At 61.5% G+C, this 24,614-nt stretch carries 25 protein-coding genes; 16 read left to right on the forward strand and 9 right to left on the reverse strand.

Features of this window, described 5'->3' with window-relative positions; translation table 11 throughout:
- Window positions 1-22: 22 nt before the first annotated feature.
- Window positions 23-1,315, forward strand: a complete 1,293-nt coding sequence (locus ACR9ZQ_RS20465; protein ID WP_481428676.1) for an NAD(P)/FAD-dependent oxidoreductase — start codon at window positions 23-25, stop codon at window positions 1,313-1,315.
- Window positions 1,316-1,380: 65 nt separating this feature from the next.
- Here ACR9ZQ_RS20465 and ACR9ZQ_RS20470 read toward each other — a convergent pair whose 3' ends face one another.
- Together ACR9ZQ_RS20470 and ACR9ZQ_RS20475 are read right to left on the reverse strand one after the other, a co-directional pair.
- Window positions 1,381-2,163, reverse strand: coding sequence for a polysaccharide deacetylase family protein (locus ACR9ZQ_RS20470; protein WP_481428677.1), 783 nt, complete (start codon window positions 2,161-2,163; stop codon window positions 1,381-1,383).
- A 161-nt stretch (window positions 2,164-2,324) separates the two neighbouring features.
- Entirely contained in the window at window positions 2,325-2,717 is a 393-nt protein-coding gene (locus tag ACR9ZQ_RS20475; protein WP_113322554.1) for a DUF930 domain-containing protein, read from the reverse strand.
- Between the two features lie 230 nt (window positions 2,718-2,947).
- On the opposite strand from ACR9ZQ_RS20475, the gene ACR9ZQ_RS20480 reads away from it, so the two are divergent.
- Window positions 2,948-5,056 (forward strand): S9 family peptidase, encoded by a 2,109-nt coding sequence (locus ACR9ZQ_RS20480; RefSeq protein ID WP_481428678.1) that lies wholly within the window; start codon window positions 2,948-2,950, stop codon window positions 5,054-5,056.
- Between the two features lie 51 nt (window positions 5,057-5,107).
- Window positions 5,108-5,635: a DUF1697 domain-containing protein gene (locus tag ACR9ZQ_RS20485; protein WP_481428679.1), complete on the forward strand. Its 528-nt coding sequence runs from the start codon at window positions 5,108-5,110 to the stop codon at window positions 5,633-5,635.
- Here the strand turns inward: ACR9ZQ_RS20485 and ACR9ZQ_RS20490 are convergent.
- A complete protein-coding gene (locus ACR9ZQ_RS20490) occupies window positions 5,632-6,309 on the reverse strand; it encodes a TetR/AcrR family transcriptional regulator (protein ID WP_481428680.1) in 678 nt (225 codons plus the stop codon). The genes ACR9ZQ_RS20485 and ACR9ZQ_RS20490 overlap by 4 nt on opposite strands.
- A gap of 219 nt (window positions 6,310-6,528) precedes the next feature.
- Here ACR9ZQ_RS20490 and ACR9ZQ_RS20495 point away from each other — a divergent pair, with 219 nt between their 5' ends.
- Window positions 6,529-7,476, forward strand: coding sequence for a homocysteine S-methyltransferase family protein (locus ACR9ZQ_RS20495; protein ID WP_481428681.1), 948 nt, complete (start codon window positions 6,529-6,531; stop codon window positions 7,474-7,476).
- 18 nt (window positions 7,477-7,494) lie between these two features.
- A complete protein-coding gene (locus ACR9ZQ_RS20500; RefSeq protein WP_481428682.1) occupies window positions 7,495-7,734 on the forward strand; it encodes a hypothetical protein in 240 nt (79 codons plus the stop codon).
- Between the two features lie 16 nt (window positions 7,735-7,750).
- Here ACR9ZQ_RS20500 and ACR9ZQ_RS20505 read toward each other — a convergent pair whose 3' ends face one another.
- Window positions 7,751-9,205, reverse strand: coding sequence for an MDR family MFS transporter (locus ACR9ZQ_RS20505; protein WP_310377975.1), 1,455 nt, complete (start codon window positions 9,203-9,205; stop codon window positions 7,751-7,753).
- 261 nt (window positions 9,206-9,466) lie between these two features.
- On the opposite strand from ACR9ZQ_RS20505, the gene ACR9ZQ_RS20510 reads away from it, so the two are divergent.
- The 3 genes from ACR9ZQ_RS20510 (at window position 9,467) to ACR9ZQ_RS20520 (ending at window position 13,999) form a co-directional block, all read left to right on the forward strand.
- Complete coding sequence (locus tag ACR9ZQ_RS20510) at window positions 9,467-10,969, forward strand: protein adenylyltransferase SelO (RefSeq protein WP_481428683.1); 1,503 nt, start codon at window positions 9,467-9,469, stop codon at window positions 10,967-10,969.
- Between the two features lie 32 nt (window positions 10,970-11,001).
- On the forward strand, window positions 11,002-11,544 hold the full coding sequence (locus ACR9ZQ_RS20515; protein ID WP_162748024.1) for a glutathione peroxidase: 543 nt from the start codon (window positions 11,002-11,004) through the stop codon (window positions 11,542-11,544).
- Window positions 11,545-11,659: 115 nt separating this feature from the next.
- Window positions 11,660-13,999, forward strand: a complete 2,340-nt coding sequence (locus ACR9ZQ_RS20520) for a glucose/quinate/shikimate family membrane-bound PQQ-dependent dehydrogenase (RefSeq protein WP_481428684.1) — start codon at window positions 11,660-11,662, stop codon at window positions 13,997-13,999.
- A 45-nt stretch (window positions 14,000-14,044) separates the two neighbouring features.
- Here the strand turns inward: ACR9ZQ_RS20520 and ACR9ZQ_RS20525 are convergent, their stop codons facing one another.
- Entirely contained in the window at window positions 14,045-14,728 is a 684-nt protein-coding gene (locus ACR9ZQ_RS20525; protein WP_113323237.1) for a type 1 glutamine amidotransferase domain-containing protein, read from the reverse strand.
- A 127-nt stretch (window positions 14,729-14,855) separates the two neighbouring features.
- On the opposite strand from ACR9ZQ_RS20525, the gene ACR9ZQ_RS20530 reads away from it, so the two are divergent.
- Both ACR9ZQ_RS20530 and ACR9ZQ_RS20535 read left to right on the forward strand, forming a co-directional pair.
- Entirely contained in the window at window positions 14,856-15,746 is an 891-nt protein-coding gene (locus ACR9ZQ_RS20530) for a LysR family transcriptional regulator (protein ID WP_481428685.1), read from the forward strand.
- A 96-nt stretch (window positions 15,747-15,842) separates the two neighbouring features.
- On the forward strand, window positions 15,843-16,307 hold the full coding sequence (locus tag ACR9ZQ_RS20535) for a hypothetical protein (RefSeq protein ID WP_310377987.1): 465 nt from the start codon (window positions 15,843-15,845) through the stop codon (window positions 16,305-16,307).
- A 49-nt stretch (window positions 16,308-16,356) separates the two neighbouring features.
- On the opposite strand, the gene ACR9ZQ_RS20540 is transcribed toward ACR9ZQ_RS20535, so the two are convergent.
- Entirely contained in the window at window positions 16,357-18,369 is a 2,013-nt protein-coding gene (locus ACR9ZQ_RS20540) for a BTAD domain-containing putative transcriptional regulator (RefSeq protein WP_481428686.1), read from the reverse strand.
- Between the two features lie 175 nt (window positions 18,370-18,544).
- On the opposite strand from ACR9ZQ_RS20540, the gene ACR9ZQ_RS20545 reads away from it, so the two are divergent.
- The gene (locus ACR9ZQ_RS20545; protein WP_310377991.1) at window positions 18,545-18,787 is read left to right on the forward strand and encodes a YjiS-like domain-containing protein; all 243 of its coding nucleotides are present in this window, start codon (window positions 18,545-18,547) and stop codon (window positions 18,785-18,787) included.
- A gap of 75 nt (window positions 18,788-18,862) precedes the next feature.
- On the opposite strand, the gene bla is transcribed toward ACR9ZQ_RS20545, so the two are convergent.
- The 3 genes from bla to dmeR form a co-directional block, all read right to left on the reverse strand.
- Complete coding sequence (gene bla, locus ACR9ZQ_RS20550) at window positions 18,863-19,747, reverse strand: class A beta-lactamase (RefSeq protein WP_310377993.1); 885 nt, start codon at window positions 19,745-19,747, stop codon at window positions 18,863-18,865.
- A gap of 71 nt (window positions 19,748-19,818) precedes the next feature.
- Window positions 19,819-20,778 carry a CDF family Co(II)/Ni(II) efflux transporter DmeF gene (gene dmeF, locus ACR9ZQ_RS20555; protein ID WP_481428687.1) on the reverse strand — a complete coding sequence of 320 codons (960 nt, stop codon included), beginning with the start codon at window positions 20,776-20,778 and terminating at the stop codon, window positions 19,819-19,821.
- 23 nt (window positions 20,779-20,801) lie between these two features.
- Complete coding sequence (dmeR, locus tag ACR9ZQ_RS20560) at window positions 20,802-21,074, reverse strand: Ni(II)/Co(II)-sensing transcriptional repressor DmeR (RefSeq protein WP_481428688.1); 273 nt, start codon at window positions 21,072-21,074, stop codon at window positions 20,802-20,804.
- Window positions 21,075-21,188: 114 nt separating this feature from the next.
- Between dmeR and ACR9ZQ_RS20565 the strand changes: the two genes are divergently transcribed.
- The 5 genes from ACR9ZQ_RS20565 (at window position 21,189) to ACR9ZQ_RS20585 (ending at window position 24,603) form a co-directional block, all read left to right on the forward strand.
- Window positions 21,189-21,830 (forward strand): MarR family winged helix-turn-helix transcriptional regulator, encoded by a 642-nt coding sequence (locus ACR9ZQ_RS20565; RefSeq protein ID WP_481428689.1) that lies wholly within the window; start codon window positions 21,189-21,191, stop codon window positions 21,828-21,830.
- A gap of 40 nt (window positions 21,831-21,870) precedes the next feature.
- Complete coding sequence (locus tag ACR9ZQ_RS20570) at window positions 21,871-22,587, forward strand: hypothetical protein (RefSeq protein WP_481428690.1); 717 nt, start codon at window positions 21,871-21,873, stop codon at window positions 22,585-22,587.
- 151 nt (window positions 22,588-22,738) lie between these two features.
- Window positions 22,739-23,284 carry a thioredoxin domain-containing protein gene (locus ACR9ZQ_RS20575; RefSeq protein ID WP_481428691.1) on the forward strand — a complete coding sequence of 182 codons (546 nt, stop codon included), beginning with the start codon at window positions 22,739-22,741 and terminating at the stop codon, window positions 23,282-23,284.
- Window positions 23,285-23,489: 205 nt separating this feature from the next.
- Window positions 23,490-23,984, forward strand: coding sequence for a GNAT family N-acetyltransferase (locus tag ACR9ZQ_RS20580; protein ID WP_310378008.1), 495 nt, complete (start codon window positions 23,490-23,492; stop codon window positions 23,982-23,984).
- 40 nt (window positions 23,985-24,024) lie between these two features.
- The gene (locus ACR9ZQ_RS20585) at window positions 24,025-24,603 is read left to right on the forward strand and encodes a type 1 glutamine amidotransferase family protein (protein ID WP_113323213.1); all 579 of its coding nucleotides are present in this window, start codon (window positions 24,025-24,027) and stop codon (window positions 24,601-24,603) included.
- Window positions 24,604-24,614: the final 11 nt, after the last annotated feature.

The raw sequence follows: 24,614 nt of genomic DNA on the forward strand, positions 1-24,614 counted from the left end.
GACAGCGACTGGAGGCAAGCCTATGGCATCCGACCTGCATCTCAACGAAGCCAGCCACGATGAACTCGTAGGCGGCTGCTCGCTCTGGGGCAGGAACGGCGTGCGGCCGGCCTATCAGCCGCTCGAACAGAGCTTCAAGACCGATATCGCCATCATCGGCGGGGGGATAACCGGTGCGCTTGCCGCCGAACATCTGACGGCGCGCGGCTTTTCGGTCGTCGTCATCGACCGCGAGCAGCCGGGGTTCGGCAGTACCGCGGCAAGCACGGCCATGCTGCAATGGGAGATCGACCGCACGCTCGGTGAGCTGGAGACCCTTTACGGCTTCGAGCGGGCGGCCGGCATTTACCGCCGAAGTGCTGCCTGTGTCGCGGGGCTGGCCAAGCTGATTGCCGCCCACGGCATTACCTGCGGTTTCCAGCCGCGCAACACGCTCTATCTTGCCAATAATCACGAGGGTGCGCGCGAGCTGATGGAGGAACGGCAGCTTCGCCGCCGGGCAGGACTGCCGGGCCATTATCTCGAACATCCCGATCTCCTCACCCAATATGAGTTCGACCGTGATGCGGCGATCCTCTCGCCGGGTTCGGCGGAGGCCGACCCGCTGCTGCTCACCTGGGCCCTGCTGCAGATTGCCTTTTCACGCGGCGCGCGCTTGCTCAACGCCTCGGTGACCAGGCTTCACAGCGAAGGCGGACATGTGACGGCCGAGACGAACGGCGCCCATGTAATCGAGGCGCGGCATGTGGTGCTGGCGACCGGCTATTCCATGCCCGGCCTAGACATGCCGAAGCTGCATCGCACCAGTTCCAGTTGGGCACTCGCCACCTTGCCGCAGAAGCCTGATGATCTCTGGCGCGACGGCATGCTGCTCTGGGAAGACAGCCATCCCTATCTCTATGTGCGCACCACCACAGACAACCGTATCATCGCCGGCGGCGAGGACGACGACACCACCGATCCCGAAGAGCGCGACCGGAAGCTGCCGGGAAAGGTTATGGCGATCCGGGAAAAGCTGAAGCGGCTGTGGCCGAAGGCGGATACGCGGGTGGAGCATGCCTGGTGCGGCACATTCGGCGAGACGGCGGACGGACTGCCGCTGATCGGCCCGGTGCCCGGCATGGCTGGCGTCTACGCCGCCTATGGCTATGGCGGCAACGGCATCACCTTCTCCTACCTCGCCGCGCAGATGATCGGCGCAATGCTCGCCGGCATGTATCGCGACTGGTTCGAGGATTTCGCACTCGACAGGGATGCGCCGACTGTGCGGAGTTTCATGGCGGATTCGATACGGGCCGGAGACGAACTGAGGTAAGCTCTATCTCTTTGTTTTCACGCAATTTCGGCGCAAAACCCCTGCACACTTTTGCTGGAATTGCTCTACTCCGTCGTCTTGTCGTCGCCCGTATCGGCAACATCCTGCAGCCGGACGAACTCCGTACCCTTTGCCTTGAGATCGACGAGTGCCTTGGCGACACCCTCGCCGGCCGCATGCGTCGGCTGGTTGATGTGGGAGATGACGACGTCGCCGTCCTTGGCCGAGGAAATGCGCTTTTCGGTGACCGCGGCACCGAGCAGCGAACCACCGTCGCCATTCACGGAATAGCCGGCGATGCGGTAGCCCATGGCGCGGATCTGGCCGATAGCCGAGAGATCATATTTGGCGGTCGAGCCACGGAACCAGCGGGGCGCCGGAATGCCTGACGCGACCATAGCGGCGGCACCACCTTCCACCTCCTGCCTGACGGCATCGGGCGAACCGGCGGAGGCGATGCCATAGACCAGCACCGGCTTGTCGATTGCCGGGATATGCTTCTCGCCGTGATTTTCCAGTTCGAAGAGATCCGGGTTCTGCAGGAAGACGGCAACCGCCTTCGGATTGCGCTTCAGCCAGCGGGCGGTGACGAAGATCGTCGCCGGGATGCGCTCGTTGACCAGCGTCGAGACAATGCGCTCATCGGCCTCGCCCATGCAGGCATCGAAGGTCAGCGCAATGCGCGCGTGGTCAGAAATGTTGGAACGAGCGATGTGCAGGTGCGGCTCTACCAGCTTCGGACCTGCCGCGACCGGCGGACGGGCGGGTGCGGCGGGGGGCGTTTCCACGGCAAAAGCCGATGAGGCAGCGGCGAGCAGCAGTACGGAGCCGAGAAGAAAGCGGTTCATGAAGAATCAGATTCTGTTGATGTTTTAGCAGAGCTTAAAGCAAAAAAGCGACCCGAGCCATGTGGCCTGATGCCGCCCGGCGAGGACAGCTCATGTCTCAATCTGCCCGCATTCCTGTGCCTGTCACGGGAATGCGGAAGAGCCAAGAAGAGGCCAAGGCCTCAATCGTAAAGATAATATTTGGTCCACTTATCCTTCGGCACCTTGTCACCGATCTTGTACTTCAGATCGCGCACATTGATGTGTTGCGGGCCGGTGATGCAGGTATAGGAGAGATGATACCAATCGCCCTTGCTGCGGAAGACGGCGCCCGGGGCTTCGAGGCGGTCATCGCTCGGGATCGGGTCCTTGAAGGTGTAGGCGATGACCTTGTCCGGCCGGAAGCCCGTGCCGTCACTGTTGATGCGGCTCATGGCTTCCGTATCGCAGCTCTGCTCAAGGCGGGTGGCCGGATCGAGCTTTTCGAGCTGCTTCTTGATGGCGGGATCGACCGCAAGGGCGGACGAGGCGGCAAGGCCTGCAAGCGACATAAACAGGACCAGACGTTTCGGCATTACGGGGAAACCTTTACTGTTATGTACTCGTCATACTGCCGCCGACCGCTTGCCGGGACCTGACGCGGGTGCAATTTTCGCGCAATGCAGCGGACATTCTTAAACAATGTGGTGACATCAAGGCAACGCGCCGGTCATCTTGTCTCAATAAGGTTCACCGGCTGACGCTTGATCCTGATCTACAGCGCCTCTATCTCTTGCCCACCGACACCGCCCTTACGGAGCTTTCCTTGACCGCTTTCAAGAACCTGCCTGCCCCGCCCGCCGCTGAAAAAAGACCCGTCTCCGACACGCGCCACGGCATCACGCGGACCGACGATTATGCCTGGCTGCGGGCCGACAACTGGCAGGCCATGTTCAAGGATCCCTCCATCCTCGACCCCGATATCCGCGCCCATCTGGAAGCCGAAAACGGCTACATGAATGCGGCCATGGAAGACACCAAGCCGCTGCAGAAGACGCTGTTTGCCGAGATGCGCGGCCGCATCAAGGAAGACGACAGCTCAGTACCGATGAAGGATGGGGCCTATGCCTATGGCACCTCCTTTGTCACCGGCGGCGAGCAGCCGCGCTATTTCCGCATTCCGCGCGATGGCAACGTAAAGGACGAGACGATCCGCATCATCCTTCTCGACGGCGACAAGGAAGCCGCGGGCAAGGCCTATTTCCGGCTCGCCGGCCTCGACCATTGCACGGACCACAGCCGCGGCATCTGGGGCTATGACGACAAGGGCTCGGAATTCTTCACGCTGAGGGTTCGTGATCTGGCGACCGGCGAAGACCTGTCCGACGTGCTCGAGAATACCGGCGGCGGCGGGGTCTGGGCGCCTGACGGCAGGAGCTTCTTCTATTCGGCGCTTGATGAGAACCACCGCCCCTCGAAGGTTTTTCACCACATTCTCGGCACGCCGCAGAGCGACGACCGTCTGGTCTACGAGGAAGAGGACGCCGGCTTCTTCATGGGTGTCGGCGGTTCGCTGCTCGACGACTTCATCTATATCGATATCCACGACCATGAAACGAGCGAATACCGGCTGCTTTCGACCAAGGACCTGACGGCCGAGCCGAAGCTGGTGGCGGTGCGCGAGGAAGGCATCGAATATTCGCTGACAGAGGGCGGCGACGTCTTCTACATCCTCACCAATGACGGCGGCGCCAAGGATTTCAAGATCATGGAAGCGCCGGCTGAAAAGCCGGGCAAGGAAAACTGGCGCGAGGTCGTGCCGCACAAGCCGGGCACATTGATCATCAGCCACATGGCCTATGCCCGCCATCTGCTGTGGCTGGAACGCAAGGACGGCCTGCCGCAGATCATGATCCGCGACCGCCGCACCGGCGAAGAACATGCAATCGCCTTCGACGAGGAAGCCTATTCGCTCGGCCTTTCGGGTGCCGCCGAATATGACACCGACGTCATCCGCTTCTCCTATTCCTCGATGACGACGCCCTCGCAGCTCTATGACTACAACATGGTCACCCGCGAGCGCACGCTGCTCAAGACACAGGAAGTGCCCTCGGGCCATAATCCGGACGACTACGTCACCCGCCGCGTCTTCGCGCCGGCATGGTATGGCGAGAAAGTGCCGGTCACCCTGCTCTATCGCAAGGACACGCCGCTTGACGGTTCCGCGCCCTGCCTGCTCTACGGCTACGGCGCCTATGGCATCACCATTCCCGCCGGCTTCAACACCAACTGCCTGTCGCTTGCCGATCGCGGCTTCGTCTATGCCATTGCCCATATCCGCGGCGGCAAGGACAAGGGCTTTGCCTGGTACGAAGACGGCAAGATGGACAAGAAGACCAACACCTTCAAGGACTTCATCGCTGCCGCTGATTATCTGAATCAGGAGAAGTTCACGTCTTACGCGAACATCATCGCCGAGGGAGGATCGGCCGGCGGCATGCTGATGGGGGCGGTCGCCAACATGGCGCCGGAGAAATTCGCCGGTCTCATCGCCGCCGTTCCCTTCGTCGACGTCCTGAACACCATGCTCGATGACACACTGCCGCTCACCCCGCCGGAATGGCCGGAATGGGGCAACCCGATCGAGAGCCGCGAAGAATACGAGCAGATCGCCGCCTATTCGCCCTATGACAATGTCCGCGCGAAACCCTACCCGCCGATCCTGGCGCTCGGTGGCCTGACCGACCCGCGCGTCACCTATTGGGAGCCGGCGAAGTGGGTCGCCAAGCTGCGCGACAAGACGACAGGCAATGCGCCCATCCTGCTGAAGACCAACATGGATGCCGGCCACGGCGGCGCCTCCGGCCGCTTCCAGCGGCTGGAAGAGATCGCTTTCGAATATGCGTTTGCGGTCAAGGTGGCAGGCAAGATGTAGAAGCTGAATGTGGCGTGCCCTGCGCACGCCACGCCGTCAAGGGAGGGAGAAATGGCCGTCTATGTCGCGCTGCTCCGCGCCGTGAATGTCGGCGGCACGAGCTCCCTGCCGATGGCGGAGCTGAAGGCGATCTGCGAGGGGCTCGGCTTTGCCGATGTGAAGACCTACATCCAGAGCGGCAACGTCCTGTTCCGCTCTGATGAGGCCGAAAAGGCGGTCGAGGAGAAGCTCGACAACGCGCTGGGCAAGACGTTGGGCAAGCGGCCGGGCGTGATGGTGCGTAGCCGAAAGGAACTCGACGGCATCATAGCCCATGCGCCCTTTCCCGAGGCCAAGCCCAATTTTCTACTGGTCTATTTCCTGCCGGAAGCGGCAGCTAAAGATGCCTTGGACAAGATGGTGGCGCCCGATGGCGAGGAAGCAAAACTCGCTGGGCGCGAGATCTATGTGCACTATCCCATCGGCTCCGGCCGATCGAAGCTGAAGCTGCCGGCGCTGAAGGCGGGTACCTCCCGCAATCTCAACACTGTGCGCAAGCTCGCCGACTTGGCGGCTGAGCTGGAAGACGGCAAAACCTAAAGTCCGCCACTCCTCACCGTGCCATAGATCTGGTCGTGCCTGACGGCAACCAGCGGCAACTCAATGGCCGGCAGGAAGAGCATCCTTACGAAGATGCGCAGCATCAGCACCTGTTCGGCGAGCGTATTCGGTTCCTTCAGCGTCTTGGAGAGAACGATACCGCCTTCCAGCACTGAAGAGACCATATCGGCGAGCTGGTCGACATCCACGGGCTCGCGTGGCGTATAGACGGCCATGATCTCGCGGAACATGCGACCGAAGCGGCGCCGCCAGGCGAGTACGGCATTGCGGTTGGTCTCCTGGATCTCGCGGTCGAAGAGCCGCTCGTAGTAGCAGACAGTCGCCACGAGGCAGCCCGGATGACCGTTCGGCAGGTCGGCCACCAGTTCGGAGAGCAGCTTCAAGCCAAGCAGAAAGGACTGCAGCGGATCATCCATCAGATCGCGCGCGCGGCTGAAGATCTCGTCATAGATGCGTTCGTCGTTCTCGATATAGCGGTTGAGCAGCGCTTTCGCGAGCTCGTTCTTGTCCTTGAAGTGGTAAAAGAAGCCGCTCTTGGTGATGCCCGTCTCGGCGATCAGTTCCTCAATGGACGTGCCGCCGAAACCTTTCTGCAAGACCGCTGCTTCCGCCACATCAAGGATGCGATTCCGCGTTTCCTCGCCCTTTCGCATGTTCCCCTCCTGTACCCGCGGTACAGTTTTCTGCGCAGCAAGATCGGGCCTGGCTCCGCCCCCGGCAGCATCGGCCCATGCAAGGGATTGATTTCAATCCGCAAAATTCGAAACCTGCTATAGTATACCGCAAGTCGCCTAGTTTAGCATCAGATTAAGCGTCAGAACATCACCATCGATGGCAGCCATTACAAGCGCCGCGACAGGAGAGGTTTCACAATGGCAAAGTACAGGCATGGGCTGCCGCAGCTAAAGGGCGGCACCTTCATTAGCGATGGCGGCATGGAAACCACGATGATCTTCCACGACGGCATCGAGCTTCCGCATTTCGCCTCCTTCGTATTGCTGGCTTCCGAGGACGGACGGGAGCGCACGAAGAATTACTATCGCCGCTATCTTGATATCGCCCGGCGGCACGGAACAGGCTTCGTACTCGACACCGCCACATGGCGTGCCAATCCCGACTGGGGCCAGAAGCTCAACTATACGACCGAGGCGCTGCAAGCGGCAAACGAGCAAGCCGTCGAGCTTCTCGTGGGCTTGCGCCATGCCTATGAGCGGCCGGAGCAGCCAATCGTCATCAGCGGCGCCATCGGCCCGCGCGGCGACGGCTACAAGGCGGGCGTGATGAGCGCCGACGAGGCGGAGGACTACCACGCTTTCCAAATCGAGACCTTCGCCGGCACGGAGGCCGATATGGTCGCCGCCTTCACGCTGACCAACATCGACGAGGCAATCGGCATTGCGCGTGCAGCCAAAACGCTCGGCATGCCCTGCGCGATCTCCTTCACGCTGGAGACTGACGGCAGGCTGGTGACCGGCCGCAGCATTCAGGACGCGATCGAAACGACGGATGCGGCGTCCGGCGGATCGCCGGCCTATTACATGATCAATTGCGCCCACCCGACGCATTTCGAAGGGGCGCTCGATCACGGCAGCGCCTGGGTGAAGCGCATTTCCGGCATCCGCGCCAATGCCTCGACCATGAGCCATGAGCAACTCGATAACAGCGAGGTGCTGGATGCGGGCGATCCTCCCGATCTCGGCCGACGCTACCGCGAACTCCTTCGCCGCATGCCGCAGGTGCGGGTGCTCGGCGGCTGCTGCGGCACCGACCACCGCCATGTTGCGGCGATCTGCGAGGCCTGCCTGCCGCAGGCGGCGTGACGGGGCGAGCGGGAGGGCATGATTGTGACGATGGTGGGGGCAATGACGCGCCAGCGCAGCTGGCGTGATCTGTGGTTTGCGATCACAGGGCGGCAGACGCAAGCCGGACCGGAGGCGGTTGTGGAGGTGGCATTGCAGGATATGGATCTTGCAGCTTTCGAGGACCTCGACAGCCGCATGGCCTACGGGCTTCAGGCGGACCAACGCAAGGGGCGTCCATTGTGGCGCCGGCGATTGCGGGAGCCTATCGGCCTCTAACGAAGAGGAAGGCGCCTCAGCTTCCGGCTGCGGCGCCTTTCGTCTGCTTGGCCTTATAGCCGCTGATCTCTTCGCCTGCGGTCGGTGAGAAGCGCAGGTTCCAGATGGTGGCGCTAATCGAAATGATCGCAACCACGATGAAGGCGGTGGAGAAATCACCAAGCTCGGGCGTTTCGACACCGTTGAAGGCCATGGAGGCATGCAGCGCCAGTGCACCGATGCAGATGCCGAGCGAGAGCATCAGCTGCTGGAAGGTGGTGTAGAAGCTCGTTGCCGAGCTCATCCGATCCTGGCTGATCTCATCATAGGCGATGGTGTTATAGGCTGTGAACTGGAACGACATGAAGAAGGCGCTGAGCACCAGCGCGATGAAGATCAGCGGCATCGGCCAGTCCGGCCGGAAGGCGGCGCAGAGACCATAACCGATCGTGCCGAGAATGCCGTTGATAATAAGGCTTCGGCGGAAACCGACGCGGCGGAAGACGGCCTTTGCCAGAGGCTTCATGAACAACGCACCGAGTGCCGTGGAAATGACGATCTGGCCGGCGGCAGCTGCCGAAAGGCCGAAGCCGATCTGGAAGAGCAGCGGCAGCAGGAAGGGCTGTGCGCCCTGCGTGATGCGCGTCAGCGAACCGGCTATGACCGAGGTGCCGAAGCTCGGCACCTTCATCAGCGAGAAATCCATGATCGGGGCCGGATGCCTGCGGGCATGGCGCAGATAAGCAATGCCGAAGAGCAGGCCGATGGCAATCAGGAAGATCGAGAACGAGCCCTGCCCTTCGTGGCTCGACAATTCGAAGCCGAAAAGCATCGAGCCGAGCGAGATACCCGATAGGATGAAGCCGAGCGTATCGAAGGGGCCGGCGGCCTTGCCCTTCACCTCGTCGATAAAGATCGAAACGAAGATCATGCCGATGATGCCGATCGGCACGTTGATGTAGAAGATCCAGCGCCAGTCGAGATAGGTGACGATGAAGCCGCCGAGCGGCGGGCCGACGATCGGGCCGATCAGCGCCGGCACCAAAAGCCAGGACATGGCGCTGACCATATCCTTGCGGTCGACGCTGCGCATCAGCACCAGACGGCCGACGGGCATCATCATGGCGCCGCCGATGCCCTGCAGCAGGCGGGCGAGCACGAGGAACGGCAAGGTCGGCGCGAAGGCACAGAGGATGGAGCCGATCACGAAAACGGCGATCGCAGAGCGGAAGACGGTGCGCGAACCGAAACTGTCTGCCATGCGGCCGCTGGCGGGAATGAAGATCGCCAGACTGAGCAGATAGGAGGTCAGGGCGATCGACATGGCCGGGGCGTCGACGCCGAAATCGCGCGCCATCGTCGGCAGTGCGGTCGCCAGCACGGTTGCGTCGACATTTTCCATGAGCATGGCACTCGCGACAATCATCGCGATCACCCGGAAATTGGGTGCTGCGCGCCGAACCATCGGCGCATGATAAATCTGATCCGACATCGTCAGGGATCACTCGCAAAGGCGCAGCGGAGCACACGGGGCGACAGGGCCGCGGGGGATGACATGGCAAAACTGCCAAGAGGAGATGATTTTGCTATACGCCTGCAATCATGGCGGCGCTATGTCTTTTATGGCACATCTGCTTTGCCGAGAGGTAAAGGCAGATCACCATTCCTTGCACTTTTTTGCCCTTCGTGAAGGGAATGGCTTCGGGGCCAAAATCGGCTTGCGTGACCGCACCTGCGGCCCTACCTATTAGTCATGACCTCCGCCCTGCAGAAAAAACGGCCGGATACGGCCTTCGGCTTCGACAACAGCTATGTGCGGTTGCCGCAGCGCTTCTTCGCCACGCAAGTGCCGACACAGGTAGCGGAGCCCTGGCTGATCAAGCTCAACGAGCCGCTCGCGGAAGAACTGGGGCTCGATGTCGATATTTTGAAGCGCGATGGCGCTGCGATCTTTTCCGGCAATCTCGTGCCCGAAGGCGCCGAACCGCTGGCGATGGCCTATGCCGGCCACCAGTTCGGTCACTTCGTGCCGCTGCTCGGCGACGGACGTGCGATCCTGCTCGGCGAGGTGATCGACCGTAGCGGCCAGCGCCGCGACATTCAGCTCAAGGGTGCAGGACAGACGCCCTTTTCCCGCCGTGGTGACGGGCGGGCGGCGCTTGGCCCAGTCTTGCGCGAATATATCATCAGCGAGGCGATGTTTGCGCTCGGCGTTCCCGCCACGCGAGCGCTTGCCGCGGTGCTGACAGGCGAAGGCGTGCGGCGTGAGGAGATATTGCCAGGCGCCGTCTTTACGCGCGTCGCGGCAAGCCATATCCGCGTCGGCACCTTCCAGTATCTTGCCGCTGGTGGTGACGAGGATGGCATCAAGGCGCTCGCCGATCATGTCATCGAACGGCACTATCCCGAGCTGAAGGCGGCGGATAATCCTTATCTCGCGCTTTACGAATCTGTCTGCGACCGGCAGGCGGAGCTGATCGCCCGCTGGCTGCAGGTCGGCTTCATCCATGGAGTGATGAACACCGACAATATGACGATCTCGGGCGAGACGATCGATTTCGGTCCCTGCGCCTTCATGGATATCTATGATCCGATGAAAGTCTACTCGTCGATCGACCAGCATGGGCGCTACGCCTATGCCAATCAGCCGGGTATCGGGCAATGGAACCTGGCACGGCTCGGCGAAGCGCTGCTGCCGCTGATCGATGCCGACAAGGACAAGGCGATCGAGCATGCCAATGCCATCATCAAGGCCTATGGCGAGCGCTTCCACGCCTTCTGGCTCCAGGGCATGCGCGGCAAAATTGGCCTGAGCGCAGCTGAGGATGGCGATCTGGAACTGATCCAGTCGTTACTGGCGCTGATGCAGGCTGAGAACGCGGATTTCACGTTGACCTTCCGGCGGCTTTCAATCCTGGCAGGCGATGAGACGGCGGAGGCTGTCTTCGCCTCGAGTTTCCGGGAGCCGACTGCCACTGCCGAATGGCTGACGCGCTGGCGCGAACGGCTTTCGCGCGATTCGCAGACGCCCAGTGATCGGGCTGCCGCGATGAAGCAGGTCAACCCGGCCTTTATTCCGCGCAACCATCGGGTCGAGCAGGCGATCGAGGCGGCCGTTCAGGACGGCGATTTCTCGCTTTTCGAGGCTCTTCTATCAGTGCTTTCGCACCCCTATGACGAGCAGCCAGCATTTGCGGCCTATATGGACCCGCCGAAGCCCGAAGAGCGGGTGCTACAGACCTTCTGCGGAACCTGATTTCAGACAACCCATATTAACTGGAGACAGTGATGACCGACCTTCTCGACATTCCGGTCAAGACCGTTCAGGGGCGCGAGACGACGCTCAACGAATATCGCGGCCAGGTGCTGCTCATCGTCAACGTCGCCTCCAAATGCGGCCTGACGGTGCAGTACGAAGGGCTTGAAAAGCTCTATGCCGACAAGCGCGAGAGAGGCTTCGTCATCGCCGGCTTCCCGGCCAATGACTTCAAGGGCCAGGAACCGGGGACGGACGCGGAAATCCTCGATTTCTGCACCAGCACTTTCGGCGTCGATTTCCCGATGTACTCCAAGATTTCCGTCAAGGGGCCGGACAAACATCCGCTCTATAAGAACCTGACGAGCTCCACCGTGGAAACGACTGGGGAAGGACCGATGCGCGAACGGCTGAAGGGCGCCGGTCTCGCCTCCGACGACAACGAAATCCTCTGGAACTTCGAAAAATTCCTCGTCGGCCGCAACGGCAAGGTCGTTGCCCGTTTCGCCCCCGACGTGACGGCTGACGATAACCGCCTCGTCTCGGCGATCGACCGCGAGCTTGCAAAAGCCTGACACCGCGACCGCTGCCAATTGTGGCGGTTGAAAGGTAAGCCTCCCGCTCTATCTGTCTGATCGGCGTATATTTTTCGCCATTCTCCGATCCGGCTAACCAGCGGGAGACTGCCTTATGGCAATCGTCATTACCTCCATCCTCTTCATCATTTTCGGACTGGCGCTGGGCACCGGCGGGCTTTGGCTCGTCACGCTCGGCGGCAGCATCTTCTATCTCTTCGCGGGGCTGATGTTCCTGCTGACGGCAGGCCTGCTTCTCATGCGCAAGGCCGTGGCGCTCTGGGTCTATGCGCTGCTCGTGGTCGTTGCACTCGCCTGGGCGATCTGGGAGGTGGGGTTCGACTGGTGGCAGCTTGGTCCCCGCGGCGGCCTCATCATCCTCTTCGGGATCTGGCTGCTGACGCCCTGGATCCGCCGGCCGCTCGGCTTTCGCAGCCCGACCGGCACTTATTACGGCGCCAATCCCTGGCCGCTCGCCATTCCGGTCATCGCTGCCATCATCGTCGCTGGCTACTCGATGACGACGGATCCGCATGATCTCGCGGGCGATCTGCCGATACAGACGGTTGCCACAACGCCAGCCTTCGGCGGCAATGTGCCCGATGGCGAATGGCACCAATATGGCCGCACGCCCTATGGCCAGCGCTATTCGCCGCTCGATCAGATCACCGTGCAGAATGTCTCCACCCTGAAAGAGGCCTGGCGCTACCAGACCGGCGACGTTAAGCGGCCTGACGATGTCGGGGAAACAACCTATCAGGTGACGCCACTAAAGGTGGGCAACACGCTCTATCTCTGCACGCCGCACAATTGGGCGATCGCGCTCGATGCCAAGACCGGCCAGCAGAAATGGAAATATGACGCCAATTCCGGCATGAACCCGGACCGGCAGCACCAGACCTGCCGGGGTGTGACCTATTACAACGATGAGGCGATACCTGCCGGCCAACCCTGCAATGAGCGCGTCTACCTGCCGACTTCGGATGCGCGGCTGATCGCGCTCGATGCGATCAACGGACAGGTCTGCACGGGCTTTGCGGAACAGGGCGTGCTGCAGCTACAGGCCGGCATGCAGTATAATCCGGCCGGTTATTATTACTCCACCTCGCCGCCAGTCGCTGTTGCGGGCAAGATCATCATCGGCGGGGCGGTCAACGATAATTATTCGACGCAGGAACAGTCCGGCGTCATTCGCGCCTATGACATCAACAGCGGCGCGCTGATCTGGAACTGGGATTCCGGCAATCCGGACCAGACGACGCCGCTGCCGGAGGGGCAGCATTACACGACGAATTCACCGAACAGCTGGTCGGTCTTCAGCGTCGATGACCAGCTCGGCATGGTCTATATCCCGCTCGGCAATCAGGTGCCGGACCAGCTCGGCATGAACCGCAGCGCCGATGTCGAGAAGTTCTCCTCCTCGGTCGTGGCGCTCGACATCAATACGGGCCAGCTACGCTGGGTGCAGCAATTCGTCCACCACGATCTCTGGGACATGGACGTCCCTGCCCAACCGGTGCTGCTTGATCTGACGAAACAGGACGGAACGGCGGTGCCGGCGCTGGTGGCATCCACCAAGCAGGGTGATATCTACGTGCTCGACCGGCGCACCGGCCAGCCGATCATTCCCTTCAAGGAAATCCCGGCGCCTGATGGCGCCATCCCGGAGGATCACACGGCGCCGACGCAGCCAATCTCCGATCTCACCTTCTCCCCGGAGCCATTGCAGGAAAAGGATATGTGGGGTGTCTCGCTGTTCGACCAGCTTGCCTGCCGCATCGAATTCCACCGCTACAAATATGAGGGCCGCTACACGCCGCCGTCGCTGCAGGGGACTATCATTTATCCCGGCAATTTCGGCACCTTCAACTGGGGCTCGGTCGCTGTCGACCCCGAGCGGCAGGTGATGTTCGGCATGCCGACCTACCTCGCCTTCACCTCGCGCCTGGTGCCGGCGGCCGATATTCCGCCGCGCGGGCAGGATGAGAAGGGAAGCGAACAAGGCCTCAATCGCAATGACGGTGCGCCCTACGGCGTGTTCATGGGTCCGTTCCTCGGCCCGCTGCAGATCCCCTGCCAGGCGCCGCCGTGGGGCTATGTCGCCGGCGTGGATCTCCGCACCGGTCGCATCGCCTATATGCACAAGAATGGCACGGTGCACGACATGACGCCGCTGCCCCTTCCCTTCAAGGTTGGCGTGCCCGGCATCGGCGGGCCGATGGTGACCAAGGGCGGCGTCGCCTTCCTGGGTGCTGCCGTCGACAACTATCTGCGCGCCTATGACGTGACGAACGGACACCAGCTCTGGGAAGCCCGTCTTCCGGCCGGCGGACAGGCAACGCCGATGACCTATACGACCGATGACAACAAGCAATATGTCGTCATGGTCGCCGGCGGGCATGGTTCTGTTGGCACCAAGCCGGGCGATTATGTGATCGCCTACACGCTGCCATAACGACTGGACCGGCCCGCTGATATCGGGCCGGTGCTCTGGCAACTGTCAGGCGGTGAGCAGATCGCGGATCGCCTCGCCGACACCGGTAGCAGATTGCGGGTTCTGGCCCGTAACGAGCCTGCCATCAACCACGACCTTGGCATTCCAATCCGGCGCCGGATGATGGCTGGCGCCGCGTTCGATGAGCGTGCTGGCGAGCAGGAACGGAACCGTCTTGTCGAGACCGACCGCCCGCTCCTCGGAATCCGTGAAGGCGCTGACGTTGCGTCCGGAAACGAGATAGCTGCCGTCGCTGAGCTTGACGTTTACCAGCGCTGCCGGACCGTGGCAGACCGCCGCGACGATGCCGCCGGTTTCGAAGATCTTCTGCGTAACGTCAAGCACAGCAGGGCTTTTCGGCAGATCCCACATGGCGCCGTGCCCGCCAGCAAAGAAGATCGCCGAATAGTTGATAGGATCGATATCAGCGAGCTTTGCCGTGCCGCGGATCGCATGGCGGAATGTCTCGTCGTTCCAGTAACGGGCATTCGTCGCATCCTCGAGATCGAGGCCATCGACCGGCGGTTCCCCGCCCTCGATCGAGGCAAACTCGACCTTGATGCCGGCCGCATCGAGGACAGCCAGCGGGTGTGTTACTTCACCGAGGTAGAAGCCGGTCGGCTGACCGCTGTCGCCTTTGACGCCATGACTGGTCAGAACGAAGAGTACGGGCTTTGTTGCGGATGTCATCGCTTTCTCCTGATGTTTGATCGGCTTGCGAAAGCCGTGATGCATTCGATGACAAAGGTTTATTATCTCCTTCAGAGAGGATAAAGCCGCACCGGCGGAAATCATCTGTTCTTAAGAGGTTATAATCATGCGGCGTTTCGATCATCTCGGCGATGTGGAAGCCTTCGTCACCGTGGTGGAAAAAGGCTCGATCAGCGGTGGCGCGATCGCTCTTGCCACCACGCCTTCGGTGCTCAGTCGGGCGATCACGCGGCTGGAGACGCGGCTTGGTGCGCAGCTCATGCGGCGCACGACGCGGCGGCTCAGCCTCACCGAGGCCGGCCGCGCTTATCTGGAGCAGACGCGAGCGGCCTTCTCGCTGATCGAAGATGCCGAGCGCGCCATTCAGGGACAGGACGGAGCGCTTAGCGGCCGCGTTCGTCTCAGCGTTTCCACCACCTATGGCCATTTCCGGCTTCCGGAGAAACTGACGCGCTTCTGTGCTACCCATCCGCATGTGCATGTCGAAGTCAGCATCACCAACCGAAATGTCGATCTGGTCGCCGAAGGCTACGATCTGGCAATCCGCCTCGGGCCGCTGCCGGACAGCGGGCTTGTCGGCCGTAAGCTGGAAGACGCGCCGCTGCGGCTCGTCGCTTCGCCTGATTATCTCAAGCGCACGGGCACGCCCCGGACGATCGAAGACCTGGCAGGCTACAGATGCCTGCCGTTTTTCATGCCGAGCACCGGCAGGCCGGCGCCATGGCTGTTTCGAATCGATGGCGCGGAGACGGACTGGACGCCGGAGGGGACGATCGAGATCCACGACGATGTGCTGGGCGTCGTATCACTGGCCGAAGCCGGCATGGGCATCTGCCAGAGCTACGACTTCATCGTTCGCGACAGGATCGATCGCGGCAGCCTGATCGAGATTCTCCCTGACATCAGCGGGCGCTCGCGCCCTTTTTCGCTGGTCTACGCGCCGCATCGCCGTCTCTCGGCCGCGACGAGGACGATGATCGATTTCCTGCTGGATTAAGCGGCGGCCAAAGATTTGCTCGCCCTCTGGTAGAGACGCAAGCCTCAGACAGGCTCCGGGGAGAATGGTGCAGCCGGTTTTTCAGGGGGATTTTTCATGGAAATCGGTAGCAACCTCTCAATTTACTCTGGCCTCGGCTCGCTCTTCGAGCAGGGCAAATCCAAGAACAAGCAGACCGAGGAATTTGGCGGCAGCACGCGCAACCAGTCCGGCGCCGGCCTGCAGCCGAGCACCACCCCGCCGTCCATCGCCAATACGATGTGGGCGGTACAGGCCGGCAACGAGACCTATATCAACCAACCCTCTGATGCAGAAATGGAAGCCAAGGCAGCACATAAGAGCCTGGTCGACAAATTCTCCGACTGGAGCAGCATGACGCCGGAAGAATTCATCCGCGCCCGCTATCTGGCAGCCCATAATCTCACCGAAGACGATCTGAAGGCGATGCCCGCCGACGAGCGCGCGGCGATCGAGAAGGAAATCGCCGAGCAGATCAAGCGCGAGCTCGCCGGCATTGAGAATGACGGGACCGAGACGACAGAGGACCTTCCCGCCGCCTGAGGCTGGAGCATCAACCGAGATGCGGAGGAGAGCACTCTTCGCCTCATTTCTACTCCGGCAACCCCGCCATTCGAAGAGCCTCGATATATCGGTTACGGTCGTCCGATCGCCGGAACGGTGGCAGGATATCGGCAAGGTTCGAAAGCCGGAGCGCAGGATCCAACTGGCACAGTCGAGCGATCGTTCCCTCCGCCTCCGCACTCCGCCCGCTCATGACTTGACCCGCCGCCATCACGCGCATCGCGCTCGGATAGTTCGGCTGGTGGCGTAACGATCTTGCCGCCCAGACGGCGGCATCTTCGTAATGTCCGGCGCAGAAATGAGCCAGCCCGGTGTTGAACTGCCAGGCAAACAGGCGCGGGTCCAAAGGGCTCAGGCGCATGGCGAGGGCTGCGTGTTCGACAGCCTTGTCCGGCTCGCCAAGGCAGGCTTTCACCCAGCTGCTGACGCCCAAGGCCGCAGCGAGATTCGGGTTGAGGAAGAGCGCGCGATCGATACAGGCCGCGCTATCATCAAGGTCGCCGCCGACATAGCCGAGGACATATCCACCATAGGAGAGCGCAACCGCATCGTCCCAGCCGAGTTCGACCGCTCTTCTCGCCAGTCGGGTCGCTTCGGCAATCTCCTCGGCGGGATTGACCATCCAGCCATTGCTCTTTCGGGTCGCGTAGCATCGCGCCGCCCGGGCATAGGCTATGGCGAACTCCGGGTCGCGCTCAATCGCCTTCATGAACAACCGCAAGGCCTCGTCGATGACCGATCTGTTGGTGATCGTCCGGTCAAAGGCCGCCAGCCCGCGCAGATAATAGTCATAAGCGTCAAGGCTCTCCGTCGGCTTGCGTTTGGCGCGCTCGATCTCCGCCTCCTCCACTTTTGGCGTTATTGCGCCGACGATACTCGATGCCACCTGATCCTGAAGATCGAATATATTTGCCAGAGTTCCATCAAAACGGTCTGCCCAAAGGTGCGCACCCGTCGACGTGTCGATGAGCTGTCCGGCAATGCGAAGCCGGTTACTCGTCCGGCGCACACTTCCCTCGACCACATAGCGCACGTTCAACTCGCGCCCGACCTGCTTGATATCAACGGCCTGCCCCTTGTAGGTGAAGCTCGAATTCCGCGCGATGACGTAGAGATGGCGGAATTGAGCGAGGGCGATCGTGATATCCTCCACGATGCCATCGGCAAAATATTCCTGCTCCGCATCGCCGCTCAAATTCTGAAATGGCAATACCGCAACCGACGGCCGATCGTGGTGCTTTGTCGGGGCTGAGACGACCTGCGTCTGCGGGATGACTTCAGGCCCCGGTGCGGCCCACTGATATTCGGGTCGCTGTCGCGACTGCAGCGAGACGGCCAGGGAGAACGTCTCTGCTTCGGGTTCGGCGCCGAGATGCTTCTTCACGAGAGCCCGGCAAGCCTCGAACTGGCGTATGGCTGCGTTCTCATGCCCCCTGAGAATGTGGATCCGCATCAGCGCCCGATGGGCGGCCTCCACCGTTGGGTCCGAGGCGAGCAATCTCTCGGCGAGCCCTTCGCAGGCCGGCTCTTCCGCGGAGCCCGGATCGGAGAGCATGAGGCTCAACCGCTCCACGAGCTGCAGCGCCTTGCGCCGATACGTGCTCTGGTAAGGTCCGAACCACTCATCCAGCCCGTCCGGAATGGACTCGCCCGCAAGTACCTCACCGCGGTAGAGGTCGGCAGCAAAGGCGAGATCAGCGGTTCCGCCCGCCTCCAGCTTCCGGTCGAAGATCGAAATGTCGGCTTCGTCCAAACCGGCAATCAGTACGACTGTCTCCTGATCCCCATCGACGTAGACAGTGGCGTCACTGCTCGCCGGAAACGCCCGCCTGATATCGACCAGCGCCTGCCGCAAGCTATTGCGGGCCTGCTCATTGCTTCGTCCCGGCCAGAAGGCTTCGGAAAGCAATTCCCTGCGACAACCGCGGCGGCCTGCAAGGACCAGGGCAGCAAAAAGAAGCGACGTCTTGCGCGTGGCAAAGCGTACTTGCCGGTCCTCCAGAGAGGTAACTTCGAGGCCGCCTAGCAACCTGATGCGCACAGAAAGACTCCAGATTTGGATCGCCGCCGCAGAATAGCATTTGGGAAGACGGATTTAACACCGATTTAGCGGCGGCTTGTCGAAGTTTTCTTGGCCGTTCACGCCCAGCCGAACAGCCCGAAAACACCCGCATGGCACATTCCCGCTCACACATCTCACAAATAGGAGACTGGGAATGGCTCACACGGAAACTCAAGCTGCCGTCAGCGCGCCGATAAAACAGGTGTCCGGGTCCACGGTGAACAGCATCACAATGTTGGCCGCTGCCGTGAGGCAGTGGCGTAGGGCCGTCGCGAGACGGAAAGTGCTGGCAGACCTGACGCCTGATCAGCTGAGAGATATCGGTCAACCAGAGATCAATCGCCCGGTGCTGGAAATCAAAGCAGGTCTGATGACGAACTTGATGTCGATGCGGTAATCGGCAAATTCCATTGCGTTGCTGCGACGAGGCAATGGCGGCTCAGCTCCCACCGAACGGCGGATCTTTCCCGTTTCAGACCATCTCGACGATCATGCGACCGATTTCGGCGAAGACGGGATTGAATTCGTCCATCTTGACCGTCGTTTCCGCCATATAGACGGCGGCGACGATGGGGCCGCGCTTCGGCGGCCAGATGATGGCGATATCACCGGCCGAACCGTTGTCGCCTGTTCCAGTCTTGTCGCCGATCTTCCAGTCGCTGGGCAGGCCTGCGCGCAGGCGCGCGCCGCCGGTCGTGTTTGCAATCATCCAGTCGACCAGCTGATTTGCAGAGGTTTCTGCCAGAACCGAGCCGAGAGCGATATTGCCGAGTGAATCGAGCATTGCATCCGGCGTCGTGGTGTCGCGCGGATCGCCTTTCGCGGCCTCGTTCAGTGCGGTTTCCATGCGGTCGAGTCTTGTCGTGCCGTCGCCGATCGAGCGCAGCCAGTCGGTAAGTGCAGCCGGGCCGCCGAAACTTTCCAGCATCAGATTACCGGCAGTGTTGTCGCTCAGTGTAATGCCGGCCTTGCAGATCTCGGCCATCGTCATGCCGTCGCCGCCCGCATGCTTTTCGGTCTCGGGGGAATAGGTGACGAGCTTGTCCTTGCCGTAAGTGACGCGCCGGTCGAGGCTCTCATCGCCCTTGTCGACACGGGCAAGAACGAGGCCGGCGGCCAGAACCTTGAAGGTGCTGCACATGGCGAAGGGCTCGCTGCCGCGATAGCCGAAGGAAACATTCGTGTCGCTGTCGAGAACGGAGACCCCGAGACGCCCGCCAATGCGCGCTTCCAGTGCTGCAAGCCGCTTGTCGATATCGTCATTCTGCTGCTCAGCGTGCACGCGGGGCGCAAAGCCCAGCGCAGGCAGCAGCAAAGCGGAGCCCATGAAGCTGCGGCGGGTGAGGCTGTGATTCATGAAGACCTCCGGGGAATCAGGATCACAGGCGTAAGGCCCGATTGCGGCGGCATCTCGGCTTTTTGGCGGGATCAGGCAGCGCGTGTGACCTCCACCGTCACATGCGACAACTCGTCCAGGCTCGCGAGCCTCTCCTTGTAGAAGGCGGTATCGCGCGGCTGCGGCGTCAGCACCGCGACGATCGCGGCATGGTGGCCGGGGCCGACCTGCCAGACATGCAGATCGGTGATGCTGTCGCCGTCTCCTTCGATTGCGCCGCGGATCTCATCCGGCAGCGTCTCACCCTCGGAGAGCACGTCAAGCAGCACAGCTCCGGACGATTTCATCAGACCCCAGGACCATTGCGCAATGATGAGAGCGCCGACAATGCCCATCAGAGGATCGAGCCAGAGCCAGCCATAAAGGCTACCGAAAGTGAGCGCGGCGATGGCGAGCACCGAGGTCAGCGCGTCGGCGATGACGTGCATATAGGCGGAGCGGATATTGTTATCCGCATGACCATGGTGATCATGGCCATGGGCATGATGATGATCGTGATGGTGATCATGCCCGTGACCGTGATGGTGGTGGCCGTGGCCGCCACCGCTGAGGAGCCAGGCACTGACGAGGTTGACGGCAAGGCCGATGACGGCGACGGCAATCGCCTGGCTGAAGCTGATCGGCACGGGCGATGTGATGCGCAGGAAACTTTCCCAGCCCATCAGCAGCGCGATTATCGCCAGAATGATGGCACTCGCAAAACCTGCGAGATCGCCGAGCTTGCCGGTGCCGAACGTGAAGCGCGGGTTGCGGGCCTGCTTGCGGGCGAAGAGATAGGCGAGCGCAGAAATGAGCAACGCGCTGGCATGGGTGGACATATGCCAGCCATCGGCCACCAGGGCCATCGAGCCGTAAATGGTGCCGGCGCCGATTTCGACGACCATCATGACCGCCGTCAACGCAATCACCAGCCAGATACGGCGTTCGTTCCGGGCATGGTCCTGGCCCAGGAAGACATGGTCATGTCCATAAGCATTCATTCCGGCACTCATCGCCATCTCCTTATCGATCCGGCTCAGCGGATATAGGTTCGCAAGACTTCCGATATTTCTTCGACTGCCTCCGCCCTCGCCTTCTCGTCGGCGGCATGCAGCACATGTTCGTGCAAATGGTCGTCCAGCACCTCGCCCGTCAGCCCCGTCAGCGCGCCGCGCACGGAGGCGAGAAGCTGGAGGATCTCGCCACATGGACGCTCGCCCTCCAGCGCGCGCTCGACCGCCTCGAGCTGGCCACGGATGCGACTGACACGGGCGACGAGTTTCTTCTTCTGATGGGTCGTATGGGACATGGCAGTCTCTAATGTAGGATAGGGGGGTACCCTATATTACCCTCCCGAAAAACGAAAGCGGCAATACAGCGCACTTGTCCTTGAAATTACATAGGACTCCTATATATTATGTGCATGGAAACGCCTAAAGACCCCACATCGATCGACAACCGCATCAGCGAAGGCCTGTCGCGCATCGCGATCGCAATGCGCAGCGACGAATGGTCGAAGGCCGAAAAGGCCGGGCTGAAGCCGACGCAGCTTGCGATCCTCGAATTTCTCGCCGGTCGCAATGGCGTACGGGTGAAGGAGATTGCGGCGCATCTCGGCGTCTCGCAGCCGACGGCGACGGATTCGATTGCGGCACTGGAGCGCAAGGGGCTCGTCGCCAAGGCGAGCGCTCCCGACGACAAGCGCGCCACCGCGATCCGCATCACGGTCGAGGGAACGGCAGCGCTCGGCTCCGTTTCGCCGATCGAAACGGCGGCGATGGAGGCCGCCCGTTCGCTCTCCGCGAGCGAACAGGAGAGCCTGCTGCTGTCACTCGTCAAGATGATCCGGCATCTGCAGGAGGCAGACGCCATACCGATCCAGCGGATGTGCACGAGCTGTCGCTACTTCCGCCCCTACCAGCATTCTGGTGCTGCCAAACCGCACCACTGCAATTTCGTGAACGCGGCCTTCGGCAGGAATGAACTGCGCATCGACTGCCGTGACCATGAAACCGCCGATCCGGCAACCCGGGCTGCCACCTGGGACGCCTTTGAAAAAGGATAGGCGCACTCTCCAGGCAACCTAGAAAGAGAAGGAAGTTCAAATGTTAAGGCAGTTTATCACCGGCGCAGCCATCGCCGGAACGCTATCGCTTTGGCTCGGCTCAGCCGTGGCCCATCCCGTCACGGCCGAGCCGTCGAAGAGCGTGAAGGCCTCGTTCGACATCATCGAAACGCAGATTGTCACCAAGGGTGACAAGGCGATGTTCTCGACCCGCGTGCGCGGCGAGGCAGGTGCTGAAAAGCCCGCGGCAACTGGCAAGTTCGAGGGCTCCGGCGTCTATGCCTATGTCTGGCCGACCTCGCTCAACAGCGGCGATATCGGCTTCGACGAGGATCAGGGCATCGTCGCACTTGCCGTCACCTTCCATCCGGATTTCGACGATGCTGCCTACAGGGGCAAGAACCGCGACGTCTGGCATCCGCATTGGGTCGTGCTCAACAAGGACAAGGCCTGCGCCGGCGGTCTGAAGGTGACCGACATCCCTGACGGCGCCAAGCCGAAGCTTCCCGCCACCTGGCCGGGTGTTCCGCTGCTGATCGACAGTCCGGATTATCCGACGGTACTCAAGGGCGATCGCGTCGATGTCGCCATCCCGTTGTCGCTGCTAGGCGGCATCACCGGCGCCTCCTATGACGGCGTGACGGCAGGGCTGAAGATCAACGGCAACCTGCATGCACCGCTGCTCTGCGTCGACAATGTCTTCAAGGTCGCATCCGGCAATCTCAGCCTGCCGGGCAAGGTCATGCCTGCAAAGTGAGCGGGTCGCCGGTCCGTCGACTGCCATCGCCGGACCGGCTCTTTCCTCTCTCCAGGCAAATAGAGAAGAGAAACACCAGGCAGGATTATCCCATTGTGCCCCGGATGCAACTGATGATGCGAAGGCCTGCCCAACGACCAAGGATTTCGACATGTCCGATCTGACACTTGCACCGGAACTTTCCGTCAGCGAATGGTTCAACACGCCGCAACCGCTCTCCATCGCCGGATTGCGTGGCAAGGTGATTTACCTGCACAGCTTCCAGCTGCTCTGCCCCGGCTGCGTGGCCGAAAGCCTGCCGCAAGTGCGCCGCATCGAGCGCATCTTCGCCAACACGGATCTTCAAGTCATCGGCCTGCACACGGTCTTCGAGCATCACGAAGCGATGACACCAACCGTGCTCAGGGCTTTCATTCATGAATATCGGCTGACCTCGCCAATCGGTGTCGATCAGGCGGACGGGCGTTCCGACATACCGGTGACGATGCGCCGTTATGGTTTCAGGGGAACGCCCTCCTCGGTCCTGATCGGCCGCGATGGTGCTATCCTGCATCATGCCTTCGGGGTCGAAGACGATATCGCTCTCGGCGCACGTATCGGCATGGCGCTGGCGGCACCCATTCCAGCGGCGGCGCGCGGTGATAAGGCTGAAGGCTGCACGACAGGTGTCTGTACCATACCCGCCAGTGCGGCCTGATTGGCCGGCATCTGCCATTGACAAACGGGCGGTTTCGGAGAATGTATGGCGCATGATCAAGAACGCGCACCATAACCGCTCGTATTTTTGGCTGTACCTGTAAAGGGCGGCCGAGACAGATCATAATGTCAACAAGCCGCCGTCAGGCGGCTTTGTTGTATCAGCAGCGTCCTGGCGGCATAAACTCAAAAAGGACGCGAAGACCATGCTTGAAATCGAAGACAGCGAAATATCGCTCATGCGACCGCCGGTCGTGACGATCCGCGCCGCCAAACCCCGCGACATATCCGAACTCCACCAAATGATCGGCCTGCTTGCGGCCCATCACGGCGACATCTCGGCTTCCACACCTGCACAGCTCGAACGCGATCTCTTCGGCCCGACGCCGTGGATTTCGGCCCTCGTCGCTGATGGTAGCGACGGGCTGATCGGCTACGCCATCCTCGTTCCACTCTACAGGGCGCAGGAGGGCAAGCGCGGCATGGATCTGCATCACCTCTTCGTACGCGATGGCCATCGCGGCCATGGCACAGGCCAGCTTCTCGTCGACCGCGCCCGCGAAACGGCACGTATTGCGGGCTGCGATTACCTCTCCGTCAGCGCTGCGACCGGCAATCTCAAGGCTCACCGTTTCTACGAACAGATGGATTTCACCCCTCGCCCGGTCACCGGCATGCGCTATATGCAGGCTTTGTCGTAAGTGGCTACAGCCGCTCGGCCATCTTGCAAGGGAGGAAAGCATGACCCGACTGGCGGTGGTTCTGACCGAAGGCTTCGCGGACTGGGAAGTGGGGCAGCTTGCTGCCTCCGCCCGCACCCATTTCGGTTTCGATGTGGTGACGGCAAGTCCCGGCGGCGCGGAAGTGCGCTCCATGGGCGGCATGCGAGTGGCACCCGATGCGGTAGCCGAGAACCTGCATGGCGACGCCTTCGATGCGCTGGTCATCTGCGGCGGCACCATCTGGGAGACAGAAAAGACGCCCGACCTTTCGCCCGTGATCAACGACTTCATCGCACGCGGCAAGCTCACCGCTGCGATCTGCGGCGGGACGCTGGCGTTGGCGCGTGCCGGTGCTCTCGACCAGGTTGCCCATACCAGCAACGCCCCCGATCTCCTCGCCGGCGCCGAGGGCTATCATGGCCAAGCGCATTACCGTGAGGGACCACAGGCAGTTCGCTCCGGCATGATCGTCACTGCGCCGGGTTCGGCGCCGATTACCTTTACGGCAGAGATCTACCGGGCACTCGGCTTCGGCAGCGAAGAGCTCGACACCTATGTGCAGATCTTTGGTGCGGAGCATCAGCCGAAGGCGGCCTGAGCGCTAGCAAG

The sequence above is a fragment of the Rhizobium sp. KNZ14-9A genome (assembly GCF_056755015.1).